Origin of the sequence: Clostridium pacaense, from assembly GCF_020709765.2 — a bacterium.
GTDB lineage: Bacteria > Bacillota > Clostridia > Lachnospirales > Lachnospiraceae > Enterocloster > Enterocloster hominis.
Genome location: NZ_JAJFEB020000008.1, coordinates 99,473 through 115,725, shown reverse-complemented (window position 1 = coordinate 115,725; position 16,253 = coordinate 99,473). Strand labels below are relative to the sequence as shown.

The 16,253-nt window shown below is 49.8% G+C and carries 15 protein-coding genes; 13 read left to right on the top strand and 2 right to left on the bottom strand.

The window, feature by feature from the left end:
• Window positions 1-3 precede the first annotated feature (3 nt).
• The 6 genes from LK536_RS44565 (at window position 4) to LK536_RS44540 (ending at window position 5,774) form a co-directional block, all read left to right on the top strand.
• Window positions 4-1,002: a radical SAM protein gene (locus LK536_RS44565; RefSeq protein ID WP_227796263.1), complete on the top strand. Its 999-nt coding sequence runs from the start codon at window positions 4-6 to the stop codon at window positions 1,000-1,002.
• Between the two features lie 24 nt (window positions 1,003-1,026).
• Window positions 1,027-2,700, top strand: a complete 1,674-nt coding sequence (locus LK536_RS44560) for a two-component system response regulator (RefSeq protein WP_227796264.1) — start codon at window positions 1,027-1,029, stop codon at window positions 2,698-2,700.
• Window positions 2,701-2,738: 38 nt separating this feature from the next.
• Window positions 2,739-2,915 (top strand): hypothetical protein, encoded by a 177-nt coding sequence (locus tag LK536_RS44555; RefSeq protein WP_008718910.1) that lies wholly within the window; start codon window positions 2,739-2,741, stop codon window positions 2,913-2,915.
• A gap of 50 nt (window positions 2,916-2,965) precedes the next feature.
• Window positions 2,966-3,475, top strand: a complete 510-nt coding sequence (locus LK536_RS44550; RefSeq protein WP_227796265.1) for a hypothetical protein — start codon at window positions 2,966-2,968, stop codon at window positions 3,473-3,475.
• 77 nt (window positions 3,476-3,552) lie between these two features.
• Window positions 3,553-4,956: a sugar transferase gene (locus LK536_RS44545; RefSeq protein ID WP_227796266.1), complete on the top strand. Its 1,404-nt coding sequence runs from the start codon at window positions 3,553-3,555 to the stop codon at window positions 4,954-4,956.
• Between the two features lie 260 nt (window positions 4,957-5,216).
• Window positions 5,217-5,774, top strand: a complete 558-nt coding sequence (locus LK536_RS44540; protein WP_162158544.1) for a transglutaminase domain-containing protein — start codon at window positions 5,217-5,219, stop codon at window positions 5,772-5,774.
• Between the two features lie 39 nt (window positions 5,775-5,813).
• Here the strand turns inward: LK536_RS44540 and LK536_RS44535 are convergent, their stop codons facing one another.
• Together LK536_RS44535 and LK536_RS44530 are read right to left on the bottom strand one after the other, a co-directional pair.
• Window positions 5,814-7,082 carry a glycosyltransferase gene (locus tag LK536_RS44535; RefSeq protein WP_227796267.1) on the bottom strand — a complete coding sequence of 423 codons (1,269 nt, stop codon included), beginning with the start codon at window positions 7,080-7,082 and terminating at the stop codon, window positions 5,814-5,816.
• 12 nt (window positions 7,083-7,094) lie between these two features.
• Window positions 7,095-7,604, bottom strand: a complete 510-nt coding sequence (locus LK536_RS44530; RefSeq protein ID WP_008718902.1) for a DedA family protein — start codon at window positions 7,602-7,604, stop codon at window positions 7,095-7,097.
• A gap of 311 nt (window positions 7,605-7,915) precedes the next feature.
• Here LK536_RS44530 and LK536_RS44525 point away from each other — a divergent pair, with 311 nt between their 5' ends.
• The 7 genes from LK536_RS44525 (at window position 7,916) to LK536_RS44495 (ending at window position 16,247) form a co-directional block, all read left to right on the top strand.
• Complete coding sequence (locus tag LK536_RS44525) at window positions 7,916-8,554, top strand: hypothetical protein (RefSeq protein ID WP_227796268.1); 639 nt, start codon at window positions 7,916-7,918, stop codon at window positions 8,552-8,554.
• 259 nt (window positions 8,555-8,813) lie between these two features.
• Window positions 8,814-9,344, top strand: coding sequence for a GNAT family N-acetyltransferase (locus tag LK536_RS44520; RefSeq protein WP_025486099.1), 531 nt, complete (start codon window positions 8,814-8,816; stop codon window positions 9,342-9,344).
• 421 nt (window positions 9,345-9,765) lie between these two features.
• On the top strand, window positions 9,766-10,446 hold the full coding sequence (locus LK536_RS44515) for a FadR/GntR family transcriptional regulator (protein ID WP_025486100.1): 681 nt from the start codon (window positions 9,766-9,768) through the stop codon (window positions 10,444-10,446).
• Window positions 10,447-10,842: 396 nt separating this feature from the next.
• Window positions 10,843-12,063 (top strand): DUF3798 domain-containing protein, encoded by a 1,221-nt coding sequence (locus LK536_RS44510; protein ID WP_025486102.1) that lies wholly within the window; start codon window positions 10,843-10,845, stop codon window positions 12,061-12,063.
• Window positions 12,064-12,220: 157 nt separating this feature from the next.
• Complete coding sequence (locus tag LK536_RS44505) at window positions 12,221-13,822, top strand: sugar ABC transporter ATP-binding protein (RefSeq protein WP_008718892.1); 1,602 nt, start codon at window positions 12,221-12,223, stop codon at window positions 13,820-13,822.
• A 2-nt stretch (window positions 13,823-13,824) separates the two neighbouring features.
• Complete coding sequence (locus LK536_RS44500; protein WP_008718891.1) at window positions 13,825-14,907, top strand: ABC transporter permease subunit; 1,083 nt, start codon at window positions 13,825-13,827, stop codon at window positions 14,905-14,907.
• Between the two features lie 2 nt (window positions 14,908-14,909).
• Complete coding sequence (locus tag LK536_RS44495) at window positions 14,910-16,247, top strand: ABC transporter permease subunit (RefSeq protein ID WP_120057808.1); 1,338 nt, start codon at window positions 14,910-14,912, stop codon at window positions 16,245-16,247.
• Window positions 16,248-16,253 lie beyond the last annotated feature (6 nt).

Here is a 16,253-nt window from a genome sequence, read left to right as displayed (position 1 = left end):
AATATGGCAAGAAACCTGTATGGAACCGTGATTGTAACATACCGCTGCAATGCACACTGCAACATGTGCGACTGTTTTAAACATCCCACTAAGCCGGAGGAGGAGATTACCCTGGATGTAATCAGGAAACTTCCGGAAATGGCATTTACCAATATAACCGGAGGGGAACCCTTCATCCGCAGGGATATACCGGATATCGTAAGGGAGCTGTATAAAAAGTCGGACCGCATCGTCATTTCCACCAACGGCTACTTTACGGACCGTATCATCAGCCTGTGCAGGGAATTCCCCAAGGTGGGCATACGCATCAGCATTGAAGGGCTTCAGAAGACCAATGACAGCATCAGGGGCATCCCGGATGGGTACAGGCGGGGATATGGGACGCTGACGGCCCTGGTGGAGATGGGACACCCGGACGTGGGATTCGGAATGACGGTCCAGGACATGAACTGCGGGGACCTGGTGCCGCTTTACCTTCTGTCGGATAAGATGGGGATGGAGTTTGCAACCGCGGCCCTTCACAACTCCTTTTATTTCAGGAAATACGACAACCGGATTGTGGACAGGAAACGGGTGGCTGAAAATTTTGAGAAGCTGATTAATGAACTGCTCAAAAGCAATTCACCGAAAAAATGGTTCCGGGCCTACTTCAACCATGGCCTGATTAATTACATATATGGCAATAAGCGTCTTCTGCCGTGCGATATGTCCAGGAATGCATTTTTTATCGACCCGTTCTGCGATGTGATTCCGTGTAACGGGATGCTGCACAAGGCGGTCATGGGAAACCTGAAGGAACAGGAGTGGGAGGAACTGTGGAATTCAGAGCAGGCCAGGCAGGTGCGGCGCATCACAAAAGAATGTGACAGGAACTGCTGGATGATTGGAAGCGCATCGCCTGCCATGCACCGGTATATATGGATACCGGCCTGGTGGGTGATAAAACATAAATTCCTGCAGGGCGGAAGGTATTCCCTGGATGAAAATCCCTTTATCAGGTAAATGGATGATGGAAGGAGGGAAGCCATGGATGAATACAGAAAAACCATAATGGTGGTTGAAAGCCGGCCCGAAGAAAGGGAGGCGGTAAAGAAGATACTTTCTGAAGAATATAAGATCCTGGAAGCCGGAAGCGCAGGGGACGCCATGCTGCAGATATCATGCGGAAGTATGGTGGATGCCATCCTGCTGGGAAACCTGCAGCAGGACGGCAGGGAAGTGGGATTCCTGGATAAAATCCATAACTCAGGATATGCCTCCATTCCGGTCCTCGTTATCCTGGAGGATGCAAAGGAGGATCCTGGCCTGGAGGCCCTGGACCATGGGGCATGGGATTATGTGACCAGGCCCATCCGGGCTAAGACATTAAGGAACCGGCTGGACCGTGCGGTCCGGCACTGCAGGATACCGTCTTATGAAGGACTGCTCTATATGAGTGAGCGGGACAGGCTTACGGGGCTGTATAACCGTGAGAAGATGTTTGCGGAAACCAGGCGCATGATAGACCGGCATATGGATATCCTGTTTGTATTCCTGCGTTTCGACATAGACCGGTTCCGGCTGTATAATGCCGTATTCGGTGAGCTGAGGGGAGATAAGCTCCTTATAACGATGGCGGAAATCATAGAGGGCATAGCCGGCTGCTTTGAGTTCAGTACCTATGGAAGGATTAACGCAGACACATTCTGCATATGCGAGCCTTATGACAGTGAAAGGCTGCACATGCAGGTCCAGATGGTAAAGGAGGGACTGGCCGGGTTTGAGAAGAATTATCTCCTGGAACCCACAGTAGGCGCCTATATCGTGGAAGAGCCTGACCTTGCAGTGGAGGAAATGTACATAAGGGCTTTTATCGGCAGCAAAAAATGCAAGAACAAGTTTGCGTCTTACCTTGGATTCTATGATATGGATGAGGGAATCCGGGAAGTGGAGGAGGCAGCCATTGTCAGCAGTATGCAGACCGCCATGGACGAGGAACAGTTTGTGGTGTATTTCCAGCCTAAATTTGATATTGCCAATGACAGGGATATAGGGGCGGAAGCGCTGGTACGCTGGAAACATCCCGACACGGGCCTGATGCCCCCGAAACATTTCATACCTATTTTTGAAAAGAACGGCTTCATTTCCAGGCTGGATTACTATGTGTGGGAGCATGTATGCCAGCTCATACACAAATGGCTTGGGGATGGGATCTGTCTGGATCCCATCACGGTGAACATCTCAAGGATCAGCCTTTATAACCCCAGGCTGGCGGACATACTGTCCGGCCTCATTGAACAGTACGGCGTGCCCATCGGCCTGCTGAACCTGGAGATAACGGAAAGTGCATATGTGTCCGACCCGGAATTAATCCAGGAAGCAGTCAGGAAGCTGCACCAGGCAGGCTTCATACTGCTGATGGACGATTTCGGCAGCGGGTATTCTTCCCTGAACATGTTAAAGGATATCGATGTGGATGTGCTTAAGATTGACATGCAGTTCCTGTCCGGCGGGGAATCGCCTGGCAAGGGGAAAATCATACTGGAATCCGTAATCCAGATGGCCAATAACCTGGGGATGCCTGTCATAATGGAAGGGGTTGAAACCCAGGAACAGAAGCGTTTCCTTTACAAAATAGGGTGCAATTATGTCCAGGGGTATTACTATGCCAGGCCCATGCCCCAGGAAGAATATGAGAAAAAGTATATATACAGATTATAAGATCCAGCGGATAAAGCAATACGGAGGAGTCTACATCCATGAAAGAGGAAATACGTAAGAAAATCCGCCTTTACGGGATGGACTGTGCAGAGCATTTAAAACAGTATGGGTTCAGCATAACGCCCTATAGGGTGAAGGACTGTCTGGACAGGAAAATGATTAAGAAACTTTCGCTGATACCGGACGATACTGTATTCTTCTGCAGGAGTTTATAGGCGGGCCGGAGTGGATGGAGCATACATACATTAAGAAAAGGAGTTACATTATGAAACAGAACGAAGACAGCAGTCAGGATATTGATAAGTACCTTGAAGATATGGCCGCCTCAGGCTGGTTCAGCATCATGCTTATCTGCATGCAGGGAAAGACCCAGGATGGCGTCTATGGACATATCTGCAGCTATTATCTGAAAGACCCGGTACCGTTTACCGGCACCGGGGACATGGTACTGAAAATGGATGAAATCTGTAACTGGCTGGGGGCGCCCCAGCGCACGACAGACCCACGTTTCATGAATAAGGAAATGAAAAAAAGATATGAAAGCGCCGTGGCTGCCCATCCACAGGGCTTAAAGGACAGGATGCTGGAACGAAGCAGCCTGGTGCCTTTCCCGGAGGCGCGAAAGGCAAAGGAAGTGCTGATTGCAATTGTAAAATACCGTCAGAATTCCACTATGCAGGGCAGCATCAGGGGCAGGCTGACCAACAGCGTGGATGTGAACTTCAGAAGTGCGCTGGAACTGATGCGCATGGTGCAGATGATAGAAATCGTATAGACAGGTACTGCCTGGGGGAGCCTGTCCGGCCCCAGGGACCGGCAGGGCGGGCGTGAATCCATAAGGGGAGGCGCGGAATGAAGAACGCAAGGACGAAACATCTGGATTTTATCATTGGGGATATGGTGGCCTTAGGCCTGGCCCAGTTCCTGATGGTGTTATTGAACCAGGACAAACTGAATCCGGTGCTGTATGTGTATTATGTCCAGCTGGGTCTGCTTCTGGTCATCATCACGTTATCAGTTGCATTCCTGACGGATGGTTATAGGAATATCCTGCACAGGGGATATCTGAAGGAAATCATTGCAGTCATCCATCAGATGACCATAATCTTTGCCACGGAGGTCATATGCCTGTTCTCCTTCCGGCTTGTCGGACTGTTTTCCCGCCTGGTCCTGTTTGCCACGTTTTTTGTGGGGATCCTGTTCATGTATGCGGAACGGCTGATGATTAAGAACTGTCTGCGCCGGAAATTCCAGAATATCAAATACGCCAGGACCATCATGGTAATTGCAACGGAACAGCAGGCGGGAATCCTGATCAGGCAGTTGTCCTCCAGGATCCTGACCATCTTCAAAATCCAGGGAGTAGCAATTACGGACCGTGACATGAAGGGACAGACAATCCAGGGAGTCCCGGTCAGCTGCTCCATGGATGGGTTATCAGAATACATAACAGGCCATATTGTTGATGAGATACTTTTAAGCATTCCGGATGACCCCAGGCAGGAGGCGGAGCTGGCAAAACAGTTTCTGTCCATCGGTATGGTGGTCCATATCTACATGGAACAGTTTTTGCAGGATATCCCCAGGAAAACACTGGAGCGGGTCAGCAACATGAACGTGATAACCTGCTTTAACCGGGAGATACCCATGCGGCGTCTGTTCTGTAAACGGCTCCTGGATATCCTGGGCGGTGCAGTGGGATGTGTGATGACCCTTGTAATCGGACTCATAATCGGCCCCATGATTTTCATCCAATCCCCTGGCCCTGTCCTCTTCTCGCAGATAAGGGTAGGTAAGAACGGGCGTAAATTCCGTATATATAAATTCCGTTCCATGGTCATGGACGCGGATGAACAAAAGGAAATGCTCATGTCCCGTAATAAAATCCGGGGAAACATGTTTAAAATGGATGATGACCCCAGGATCATCCCGGGAATCGGCCATTTCATAAGGAGGACCAGCCTGGATGAATTTCCCCAGTTCTTTAATGTTCTCAGAGGGGACATGAGCCTGGTGGGGACAAGGCCGCCAACCGTGGATGAATATGAAGCCTACAGCTTTTCCCATAAAAAGCGTCTGGCCATGAAACCGGGAATAACCGGATTGTGGCAGATAAGCGGGAGAAGCGATATTACGGACTTTGAGGAAGTGGTGAAACTGGACGGGCAGTATATAGATCAGTGGGACCTGGAAATGGATGTGAAGATTATTTTTAAGACAATCCTTGTAATCCTGAAACGCAGGGGAAGCGTATGATAAGGCCCGACAGGAAAGGGAGGAGGTCCGGGCAGGCCGTTTTCCGCGCAATCATGCGGGCCGGTCTGGGGCTGATGCTTTTAATCGCCCTTACATACATACCTGCAGATATGAGTAGGGTCCGCGCTGAGACAGTCCCATTGCCTGAGGACCCCTCTGCTTATACACAGAAAAAAAACAATTATATACCAGAATACGAATATTGCATGCACCGGCTCTTCTCCCAGTTGCCAGAATTGGGAAATGAGCCGGTTTTTGTTATGGTTCCGGGATTTTCCGGGGATATGGAGGAAGTCAACGCATTTGCCCGGTACGTCTATCAGAACTACGATTATACGGGCAGGCTGCTGCTTTCCTATCTACCGTCCAATGTGCAGGGACAGTATATCCTGCAGGTACGGCTGGACAACCCTGGTGAGATATACAGGATGCAGGAGGCGGTGGAATCGGAATTAATCCGTTTCAGCCGGACATTGGACGGGATGGCGGAACGGGATAAGGTGATAGCCATAAACGGCTGGATAGCCGCAAACGCCGTATATGATACCACCCTGGAGAAATCCAGCTGTTATTCCAATATCATGGAGGGCACCTCTACATGCAACGGTTATGCAAGGGCTTTTCTTGCCCTGTGCAGCTACTCTGGGATCATATGCGAAAATGTAAGAGGATACACGGACGGCAAACTTCATATGTGGAACCGTGTAAAGCTGGGAGACGGCTGGGAATACGTAGATGTAACCTGGAACAGCATGGCAGGGTCTGACCGATGGCTGCTGGTTTTGGAGGCAAGGATGAGGATGGACCATGTGTGGTGATGGCTTACCAGTAAATCGGTAAACCGCCACCCCGCCCGGTCAGGCCGCTCCGAACAGCCGCAGAATAGACGGTACAAACATTCTTTTTCCATGTTCCCCATAACCGGCATCCTTCTTCTGCCTAATCATGAATCCGTACTGTTCTGCCGCCAAGGCTGCAATCCGTCCGGATTCATATGATTGGGCCGTCCTGCGGGCTTCATCTGACATCCTGGACCATACATCCTGATCCAGGACCAGCCGGGCTGCAGCCGCGGCAAAGGCATCCGGATCTTCTGCGGTCATATACCCGTTTACCCCCTGCCTGACCACATCCACCACACCGCTTGCCCGTACGGCTGTTACGGGACAGCCCGCAGCCATGGCCTCCAGGAGCACGATTCCCTGAGTTTCAGACCTGGATGTGAAAAGAAAGGCATCTGCCGCATTCAGATAATGCCGTACCTGGGTATTCTCAATCTTCCCTGTAAATACAATCTGGCGGCTGATTCCAAGCAATCCGGCTAATTCATCCAGGCGGGCCCTCTCGGTGCCGTCCCCAATCACCATCAAACGGAATCCCTCGCCCAGTATGCCCTTGAGACATGCTGCTCCCCGCAGAAGGAACTCCAGGTTCTTTTCCTTCTCCAGACGGGCGGTGGTGGCGAACAGGTATGGACATCCGTCACTGTACAAAGCCCTGATTCCGGCGGAATGTATCTTATCGGATTCAAATGCAGCCTGGTCCAGCCCTGTGGGCAGTACGGATATCCTGGTTTTGGTTCCCTGTTCCAGAAGATGCTCCTTTATGGTGTTGGTAGGGGCAAATACCAGGCCGCACTTGTTGGTGAAAGCGGTGATGAGGGATGGCACCAGGACCTCCTTTCCGTACCTTGCAATCCAGCTTACCGGATATTCCTCGGAAGCCATGGCCTCATATAATTTAAAATGGTGGAGATATTCCTCATACCGGGTGTGGTAGGTGTAGGCCACAGGTATATTGTATTTCTTTCCCAAATACAGGGCAGTCTGTCCCACCAGTACAGGATGGTGGACATGGATTACGTCAAATTCCCCATCCCTGAAACATGTCTCAATTTTCTTATCAAAACAGTTTCCCAGGGCCATCCCCCGGTCCGCCTTCCGGTAAATAACCTTAAAACGAACCACATCCTCTTCAGGATTCCCTGACAGTCTGCCATCTGGTTCCGGGGCAAAGACGGTCACCTTATGCCCAAGTGACCTCAAGCCTTCCGACAGCCGTTCAATGGAAATCGGCACCCCTCCAATAAATGGTTTATAATTGTTGGTAAACATTGCAATATTCATGTGGACCTCCTCCTATGATAACAGATGAAACACCTGGTCACCCATCATATACCCTGCCCCAATCAGGAAAAAATTCCATACAAAGATGCCGAGGGCTGAACTTATGGTGTATTTAACAAAATTCATCCGGATAACGCCGGCAGGAATGGAGATAATGGTACGGATCATAGGAATCAGCTTGCTGATGAAGATTCCTGTTGCGCCCCTGGTCCTGATCAGGTCAAAATTTTTTCGGATGACTGGTTCATGTTTGGGGAAACGTTCCAGATAGCGGTCCAGAAACAGGTTCCCGCCCATCCGGCCGATGCCGTATAAAATCCAGCTTCCCAGAAGCCCGGCCGCCAGGGCCAGGGCCATTACCATGAAAAAACTGATCTGTCCCCTGGCTGCCCATATGCCCGCCAGCGGCATGATGATTCCTGCCGGAAATCCCGGAAGGTTCATGTATTCCAAAAGAATGATGACAAATATAAAAACAGCTCCATATTGCAGGAAATATTGTGTTAATACCTGAATATCCATATTATGAGTCCTCCTGATGGACCATATCATAAGTCAGGAATCTAAACAGGCCCCATAGAAAAAGCAAAAATATTTCTAAAGAAGTTATAAGTAATCACCTGTCCCTTATTAAGAAAAATCCGGGAATTTCTGTTGTTGGAATTAAGATGCTATGTAAAAATAGGATATTGCCACTTATGAGCAGGCAGGAGAGGATATACAGATAAGTGATTTTATTGCCGGTATGTGATATGATGGAGTTATAAGAAAGATTTACTGTCAGGCAGGCGCCTTGGCCCGCCAGGCCTGCAGCATCATGATACGGAGCAGATATGGAACAGAAGAAAATATCCTGGTACAGTCATATAAGATGGGGATGTATCATTTACCACTACAGCGACACCGCAACGCTGATTGGTAACTTGGGAATGATTTTTGTTTTTATGGGTGGAATGCGCCTTTTGGCTGCGGCTGGCGGTTTGGAAATCATATGGAACCTTGAGGACATCCTGTTCTGTATGACGGGTATCTTGGGCCTGTTCATGCTTTACGTGGCATATCGGTTGAATGACCGGGCAAAGAAGCGTTATGATGAGGAGCACGGCACATTGATCGAGCAGTTTGAAGCGGTTAAGAATCGGAATCTGGTGTCAGATAAGCCTGTTGGAAATATGCCCAGGAAGCACGCAGCCACTGCAAAAGTCCGCGGGAGAACCGTCAGGACGATACTTCAGTCATTTGGGGCAGAACGGATTACGCTGCGTTCCGGTCCGTGCTGGATGCTGAACGGGGTATATTTCCGCTTAAGTGTCTTAAAATTACCATCCAGGTCATTTCTGGTTATTAAGTGGACGGACAATATTGAGGCGGCAGGGAACAATGTGTTTGAAAAAATCCAATCATTTCCCTGGGATTTGGATGATGAGGAATTTGCCGGGGAATTGATACATGTTTTGTACGGGTTTATATAATGGCATGTTCCAGATGTATACAGGCCAATTAATAGTACCTGCATCGGTGGAGGAGGAAGGCCTGTAAACTTAGCTGGCGGGGATGGAGGTTACCGGTAGACATTGCGGTCTATCTGGACCATGATTGAAGGTGTGTATGAAAATGAGGTTTTACTTATACCTCCATATAGTGTATACTGGGATTTAATTGCGCCGTCCATTGTGTCCGGCGCTGGGGAGGAAGCATTTTCCTCTATATAACCTGCCTGGAGGATGAGTGATGATAAGGAAAGCAACGGAACATGATATTGATGCGGTGGAGCGGGGCTACACAGAGTTGTTGACCCATGAAAAGGATAACGGCAGCAACTCCAACTGGGTGCTGGGCGTGTACCCCACCAGAAGCGTGGCTGAGGACAGCTGTAGGGCCGGGACGCTCTATGTAATGGAGTGTGATGGCGGAATCTGTGCCAGCATGATACTGAACCAGGTGCAGTCCGAGGAATATTACGGGATTGCCTGGGAATATCCGGCCAGGGATGATGAGGTCCTGATACTGCATACACTGTGCATACCGCCCTCAAACGCCGGACGCGGATACGGAACAAAGATGGTGCGCTACGCCATAGAGGAGGCAAGGCGGATGAAGTGCAGGGTAATGCGCCTGGATACATATGCGGGCAATCAACCGGCTTCTGCACTTTACACAAAGCTGGGATTCCGGTACGCAGGCATTGCTAGCGTCATGCTTCAGGGGCTGATTCCGGAGGAACAGATATTTTTTGAGTTGGATTTAGATCATGGTATGTGAATCATGGGTTGTAGTTACCGGCTCATCTGGAACCGGTAAAACTACAACCGCATCAGTTGCTGCAGCTGAATCTACCTGTGGCAGCCTTTACGGCGTTTCAAGTCATTTTTCTGCATATCCATCCATTATCTCAAAAGAACCAGGTTCGTCATCCTATGCGCCGATGTGAAGGATTTCAATACACCTGCTGTCCGCCATGGTTTCAAAACATATTTCCCCATATAATGGATTGACCTCCATCCAATAGGAAATAGACAATTCTGAATGCTCTGCTTTCTTGTGTCATAATCACTTCTGTTCCATATTATAGCGGATAATCTGTCTTGACAACAGGCGGCCGACCGAATAATATGGATTAGAAGCGCGTATGCAATAAATGGAAATGGCATAGCCGGGAGAGCGATTGGAATTGGAGGGGACCATGGAGAAACAGGATGAACGTTCGCTGCCTGAGAAGGTATCGGAGCGCCTCATTGAATACATATTGGAGAAGAAGCTGCAAAAGGGTGACAAGCTTCCCAATGAGCATTCACTTGCACAGATGTTATATGTGGGCAGGGGAACTATCAGGGAGGCGGTCAGGATATTGGAATCCAGGAACATTGTAACGGTAAAGCAGGGGGCGGGTACATTTGTCTGTGAAAAGTACGGGGTATCGGATGACCCGCTGGGGCTTTGCCTTATAGAGAACAAAGAGAAGGCTGTAAAGGACCTGGTGGACATGAGAATTATCATTGAGCCTGAAATTGCTGCCCTGGCTGCCCAGTACGCAAAAGAAGATGATATCAGGGAACTGGAACAGCGGTGCCTGGAAGTGGAATATTGTATTAGAAGCGGGAAGTCCCATGTAAAAAGTGATGTGGCCTTCCATTCACAGATAGCAGTGTGCAGCCAAAATTATATTGCAGCCAATATCATTCCGATTATTGCATCTTCCGTACGGATTTTTTCGGAACTTACCAACTATACCTTATTGGAGGAAACCGTGGTGGGGCACAGGGAGATAACGGAGGCAATTAAGCGGCATGACTGCCGGGATGCAAGGGAGTCCATGATGCTGCATGTCATGGCTAATAAGAGGAGGCTTTCACAGCCGCTATGATGGCTGTGAAAGCCTGTAAACTCTGTCTGGTTACAGTGATAATAGGAAACAATAATAACAAGGTGGTATGATGATTTTGTAAAATGCAGAAAGTCATCATATCTTTTTTTTATTTTAAAGCCCCCTCCCGTTGCTTGGAAAAGGTAAAAAAACATGCAAAATAACCAAAAAATAAGAAAAAATATAGGTAAAACTAACATTATTATGATAATGAACAAAAAAATATTGACGTTCGATTAGCATGTTGCTATAATACAAATTAGCGATACGTCATACCTATTTGGCAAAAGTCCTTTTTAAGAACAAGGGGAGGATTTAGGCGGGTAATGACATATTAATGGCACGAATGCCAGCTTAATGAAACGTTAAGCATCATACAAAAGGAGGATTTTGATTATGAGAAAGAAAATTCTATCAGTAATGCTGTCAATCACCATGATGGCAGGTCTTGTGGCCTGTGGCGGCGGCTCCCAGGCACCGGCTACCACAGCAGCAGCGTCCGGGACAACGGCAGCCGAGGCAGCGGCAGACAGCGGGGCAGCTGAGGGCAGCGAGGCTCCTGCGGAAGCAGCAGGCGATTACAAGATTGGTATCATGACCACGACAGTTTCACAGAGTGAGGAGAGCTACCGTGCGGCTGAGATGCTTCAGGAACAGCATCCGGATACGGTTGTGCTGGCAACCTTCCCTGATAAATTTGCAACTGAGCAGGAGACAACCATTTCCACAGCCCTGAGCCTTGCCTCTGACCCGGATGTGAAGGCAATCATCTTCAGCCAGGCCGTACAGGGCACTGCGGCAGCATGCCAGAAAATCCGTGAGGTACGTCCTGACATCCTTCTGATTGCAGCAGGCTACCAGGATGATTCCGCCACAACATCTTCAAACTGTGACGTTTTCTATCATTCCAATGTTCCGAAGATGGGCTTTCAGATGGTGGATGAGTTAAGCGATATGGGCGCTAAGACATTCGTGCACTACTCCTTCCCCCGTCATCTGGCATGGCAGCCAACCGCTGACCGTCTGCAGAACATGAAGGACCGCTGCGCAGAGCTGGGCCTGACCTTGGTAGAGACCACCACACCTGACCCCATGTCAGATGCAGGTACCTCCGGAACACAGCAGTTCGTATTAGAGGATGTTCCGCGCGCAGTTGACCAGTATGGCACGGAGACCGCTTTCTTTGGCACCAATACCAGCCAGCAGGAGCCGATGATTAAGTGCGTGGTTAACACAAAGTCCTACTTCACCATGCCGTCCGATCCTTCCCCATTCGTCGGTTTCCCATCAGCCCTGGGAATTGAGGTACCGGCTGACAAGTTATATGATTCCGATTACATGATGAACGCCATTTCTGAGAAACTGGCAGAGGCAGATATGACAGGCCACATGGGAACATGGACCGCACCGCTTATGACCCTGTTCATGACAGGAAGCTATGCTTATGCTGAAGCGTTCTGTGAAGGCAAGACAAACGGAGAGAAGCTGGATGCAGAAGTATTTAAGCAGACCCTGAGCGAAGCAGCAGGCGGCGAAGTGGACGTAGAGAACATCACGGACGGCGGAACCACATATGACAACGGCTTCTTCATCATGTGTAGCTACGAAAGATTTTAAGGATTAAATCTCTCTCTATCAATTTTTATATGGGGAACGAAACTTCCCTGATGCTTTCAAAAGGAAGGGATGCAGATAAGCAGCATCCCTTCCTTTTATAAAAGACAGGTAAGTAAAACCCTGGGATAGCTACGGGTTACTGGAAAGGAGAAGAACATTGAGCAGTAAATACATATTAGAGATGAATCACATTGAAAAGGATTTCTTTGGAAATAAAGTCCTGAAGGATGTGAGCATAAAAGTGAAGCCAGGTGAGATTGTGGCATTGATTGGGGAAAACGGCGCTGGAAAATCCACCATCATGAATATCCTCTTCGGCATGCCCGCAATCCAGCAGACGGGAGGCTTTAAGGGCAGCGTCCTGATTGACGGAGAGGAAGTACATATCAAATCCCCCATAGAGGCCATGAAATACGGAATCGGCATGGTGCATCAGGAGTTCATGCTGATTGACGGCTATGATGTGGCTGAAAACATTAAGCTGAACAGGGAGAATGTGAAAAAGACACCGGCCAGCCTGGTCTTTGGCAAACGCCTGGACCTGGTGGACAGGGCGTCCATGCACAAGGAGTCCAGGGCCACCCTGGATTCCCTGGGAATTGAACTCAGCGACAGGACCAGGGTGGGAAGCCTTCCGGTGGGATATAAGCAGTTTGTGGAAATTGCCAGGGAGCTGGATAAAAAGAATACCAAGCTGATCGTGCTGGACGAACCCACCGCGGTGCTCACCGAGACAGAGGCAGAGCAGTTCCTGGCCTGTGTGCGCTCCGTGGCGGAGCGCGGGATTGCTTTCATTTTCATCAGCCATAAGCTGGATGAGGTGAAGAATAATACCCATCACGTGTTTGTCCTCAGGGACGGCGAGATGGTGGGGGATTACCACACGGCTGACCTGAGCACGGTTAAGATGTCACAGCTTATGGTAGGCCGCGAGGTTGAGATACTGAACCGGGAGATGGGCCATGAGGTGGAAAATGAGGAAATCTGCCTGGAATTCAACCATTTCGGGGTCAGCATGCCCGGCGAGGTTGCCAGGGATGTGTCCTTCCAGGTAAAGAAAGGCGAGATTTTCGGAATCGGAGGACTGGCCGGACATGGGAAAATCAGCATTGCCAACGGGGTCATGGGGCTTTATCCTTCCAAGGGTGAGGTGAAGGTACACGGCAAGGTCCTGGATGTGACAAAGACAAAGGACACCCTGGACGACGGGATTGCATTTGTGTCTGAGGACAGGCGCGGCGTGGGCCTGATGCTGGACGAGTCCATTGAGCTGAACATTTCCATTGCGGCCCTTAAGACAAAGGACAAGTTCATCGTGAAAAAGTTCGGCATCCCCTTTTATGATAAGAAGGGCGCCGTTGAATATGCAAAAAAGATGATTAAGGACCTGGATATCCGCTGTACCGGACATGCACAGCCGGTAAAGAGTTTATCAGGAGGCAACCAGCAGAAGGTGTGTATTGCCAGGGCGCTGACCCTGGAGCCGGATATCCTGTTTGTATCGGAGCCCACCAGGGGCATTGATATCGGCGCAAAGAAGATGATACTGGATTCCCTGATGAAGCTGAATAAGGAAAAAGGGGTTACGGTCATCATTACCTCCAGTGAGCTGGCAGAGCTGCGTTCCGTGTGCAACCGCATTGCCATTGTCACGGAGGGAAAGATAGCCGGAATCCTCCGTTCCGATGATAAGGACTACAAATTCGGACTGCTGATGAGCGGTTCTAAGCTGGTAGATGCAGATGAGGAGGCGATATAAGAATGAACCAGATAAAAAGAGCTGTTAACTTCCTGGGCGTTTCGCGCCTTGTGGTAATTGGATTCCTTTTGGTGCTCATGGTTTCCGTATTCCCTCTGGGAATCAATCCCGGCATGATATATTCAGACTGCCTGGTGCGTATCGGCATGAACGGATTCCTGGTCCTGGCCATGATGGTCTCCATTGTCTGCGGGGCCGGACTGAACTTCGGCCTTCCCATCGGCATCCTCTGTGGCCTTCTGGGCGGCTCCATCGCGGTCCAGTTTAACTGGAGCGGTCTGGCGGGGTTCTGGGGCGCGTGTATCGTATCGGTGCCATTTGCCCTCATAGCGGGGTATTTTTACGCGGTGCTGCTTAATAATGTAAAAGGCTCTGAGATGACGGTCGGAAACTATATGGCGTTCTCCATCGTATCCCTGATGTCCATTGCCTGGCTGGTGCTCCCGTACAACAATCCCAAGATTGTGTGGCCCATCACGGGCGTGGGACTGCGTACGACCATGACGCTGGAAGAAAACTATGACAAAGTGCTGGATAATTTCCTGAGGATTGATTTTAAGCAGATGGGTATCCTGCAGAACAATCCGTATTGGAAGGATTTCTCCGTGTCAACCGGACTTTTGCTGGTATTTGCAGTGGGCTGCCTTCTCATGTGGCTGTTCATGAAGACAAAGGCAGGGGTCATCATGCGCTGCAGCGGCGTGAACCCGGGCTTTTCCAGGACCTTGGGCGTGAATAACAACAAGGTCCGCACCATGGGTATCGTGGCCTCCACCGTGATTGCGGCCATCGGCATTAACATCTATTCACAGAGTTATGGTTTTTACCAGTTCTATTCAGCTCCGTTGATGATGGCGTTTCCGGCCATGGCAGCAATCCTGATTGGCGGCGCCACACCGAAAAAAGCAAGCGTATTCAATGTGGTCCTGGGGGTCATCCTGTTCCAGTGCCTTCTGACCCTGGCAACCCCGGTTGCCAATGCGGTCATCAATGCGGGAAGTATCTCTGAGGTGGTCCGCATCATTGTCCAGAACGGCATCATCCTGTACGCATTGACCAAAATTAGAGCGAATGGAGGAAAATAACCATGGAAAATAAGAAACGTAATAAAGTGTTAGACTTCCTTCAGGGCAATATGGTCCCTATCCTTTTCACCGTACTGTGTCTGGCAAGCATTAAGATATCCGGACAGAATGCGGGCTATGTGATCACAGAGACCGTATCACGTGTTGGCAGGAACGCAATCCTCATTGTATCCCTGATCCTCCCGGTGCTGTGCGGCATGGGACTGAATTTCAGTATCGTGCTGGGCGCCATGGCAGGTGAAATCGGACTGATCCTGATTACCCACTGGAGTTATGACGGCTTAAAGGGTATCATCCTGGCTGGCATCATTGCAACGGTCCTGTCCATTGTCCTTGGAACCCTTACAGGAATCCTTTTTAATAAGGTAAAGGGACAGGAAATGATCACGGGCATGATACTTGGGTTCTTTGCAGTGGGTGTATATGACCTGATTTTCATCTTCATGGTAGGAAGCGTCATCCCGATGGTAAACCCCGAAATCATGCTGAATTCCCAGAACGAGGCAGGCGAGACCATCTATGTGGGCCTGAGGAACACCATTGATTTCCACGCCGAGACAAAGTACGCGGTGGACAATGCATGGAAGGTGATGTTCGTGAAGCTGCTTCCATGGCTGCTGGCTGCTTTTGTGGCGGTGACCGTGTGTATCCTGGCTTATAAGATAGTGAAAAAGAAATCAGATGTCAGGGAAGCCCTGTTTACGACCAAAGGATTTCTGGCGGCCAGCATTCTCCTTGCAGTGCTCCAGATCCTCATGAAGACCGTTAAATCCGTGCAGAAGGCATTTTTCATTGTACAGATTCCCATGCTTACAGCCATCGTGATTGCGGTTGTCTGCCTTCTGGTGGTGTTCATCACAAAGACAAAGCTTGGACAGGACATCAGGACCGTGGGCATGAACATGCAGGTGGCCACGGCGGCCGGTATCAATGTGGATAAGACGCGTATCGTGGCGACCGTGCTGTCAACCGTGATTGCGTCCTGGGGGCAGATCATTTTCCTTCAGAACATCGGTAATGTGCAGACCTTCAACAGCCACGAACAGGTGGGGACCTATGCCGTGGCAGCCCTGCTGGTGGGCGGCGCGTCCATTGACAAGGCAACCATGGGCCAGGTGTTCTCAGGAACCATCCTGTTCCATATCCTGTTCTTCATCACCCCCCTGGCCGGCAAGGTGCTCTTTAACGATCCCCAGCTGGGCGAGTATTTCCGGGTATTCCTGTGTTACGGCATCATCGCGGTATCGCTGATCCTGTATGCATGGAAGAAGATTGCAGCGGACAGGAGAAGGATTGAAGAAGAAAACCGTCAGCAGCTGGCTGAACTGGATGCAAAATAGGAGGGA

Bases quoted from the DNA above. Each gene is read 5' to 3' on its own strand.
- LK536_RS44565 (WP_227796263.1), top strand. From the start codon at position 4: ATGGCAAGAAACCTGTATGGAACCGTGATTGTAACATACCGCTGCAAT.
- LK536_RS44560 (WP_227796264.1), top strand. From the start codon at position 1,027: ATGGATGAATACAGAAAAACCATAATGGTGGTTGAAAGCCGGCCCGAA.
- LK536_RS44555 (WP_008718910.1), top strand. From the start codon at position 2,739: ATGAAAGAGGAAATACGTAAGAAAATCCGCCTTTACGGGATGGACTGT.
- LK536_RS44550 (WP_227796265.1), top strand. From the start codon at position 2,966: ATGAAACAGAACGAAGACAGCAGTCAGGATATTGATAAGTACCTTGAA.
- LK536_RS44545 (WP_227796266.1), top strand. From the start codon at position 3,553: ATGAAGAACGCAAGGACGAAACATCTGGATTTTATCATTGGGGATATG.
- LK536_RS44540 (WP_162158544.1), top strand. From the start codon at position 5,217: ATGGTTCCGGGATTTTCCGGGGATATGGAGGAAGTCAACGCATTTGCC.
- LK536_RS44535 (WP_227796267.1), bottom strand. From the start codon at position 7,082: ATGAATATTGCAATGTTTACCAACAATTATAAACCATTTATTGGAGGG.
- LK536_RS44530 (WP_008718902.1), bottom strand. From the start codon at position 7,604: ATGGATATTCAGGTATTAACACAATATTTCCTGCAATATGGAGCTGTT.
- LK536_RS44525 (WP_227796268.1), top strand. From the start codon at position 7,916: ATGGAACAGAAGAAAATATCCTGGTACAGTCATATAAGATGGGGATGT.
- LK536_RS44520 (WP_025486099.1), top strand. From the start codon at position 8,814: ATGATAAGGAAAGCAACGGAACATGATATTGATGCGGTGGAGCGGGGC.
- LK536_RS44515 (WP_025486100.1), top strand. From the start codon at position 9,766: ATGGAGAAACAGGATGAACGTTCGCTGCCTGAGAAGGTATCGGAGCGC.
- LK536_RS44510 (WP_025486102.1), top strand. From the start codon at position 10,843: ATGAGAAAGAAAATTCTATCAGTAATGCTGTCAATCACCATGATGGCA.
- LK536_RS44500 (WP_008718891.1), top strand. From the start codon at position 13,825: ATGAACCAGATAAAAAGAGCTGTTAACTTCCTGGGCGTTTCGCGCCTT.
- LK536_RS44495 (WP_120057808.1), top strand. From the start codon at position 14,910: ATGGAAAATAAGAAACGTAATAAAGTGTTAGACTTCCTTCAGGGCAAT.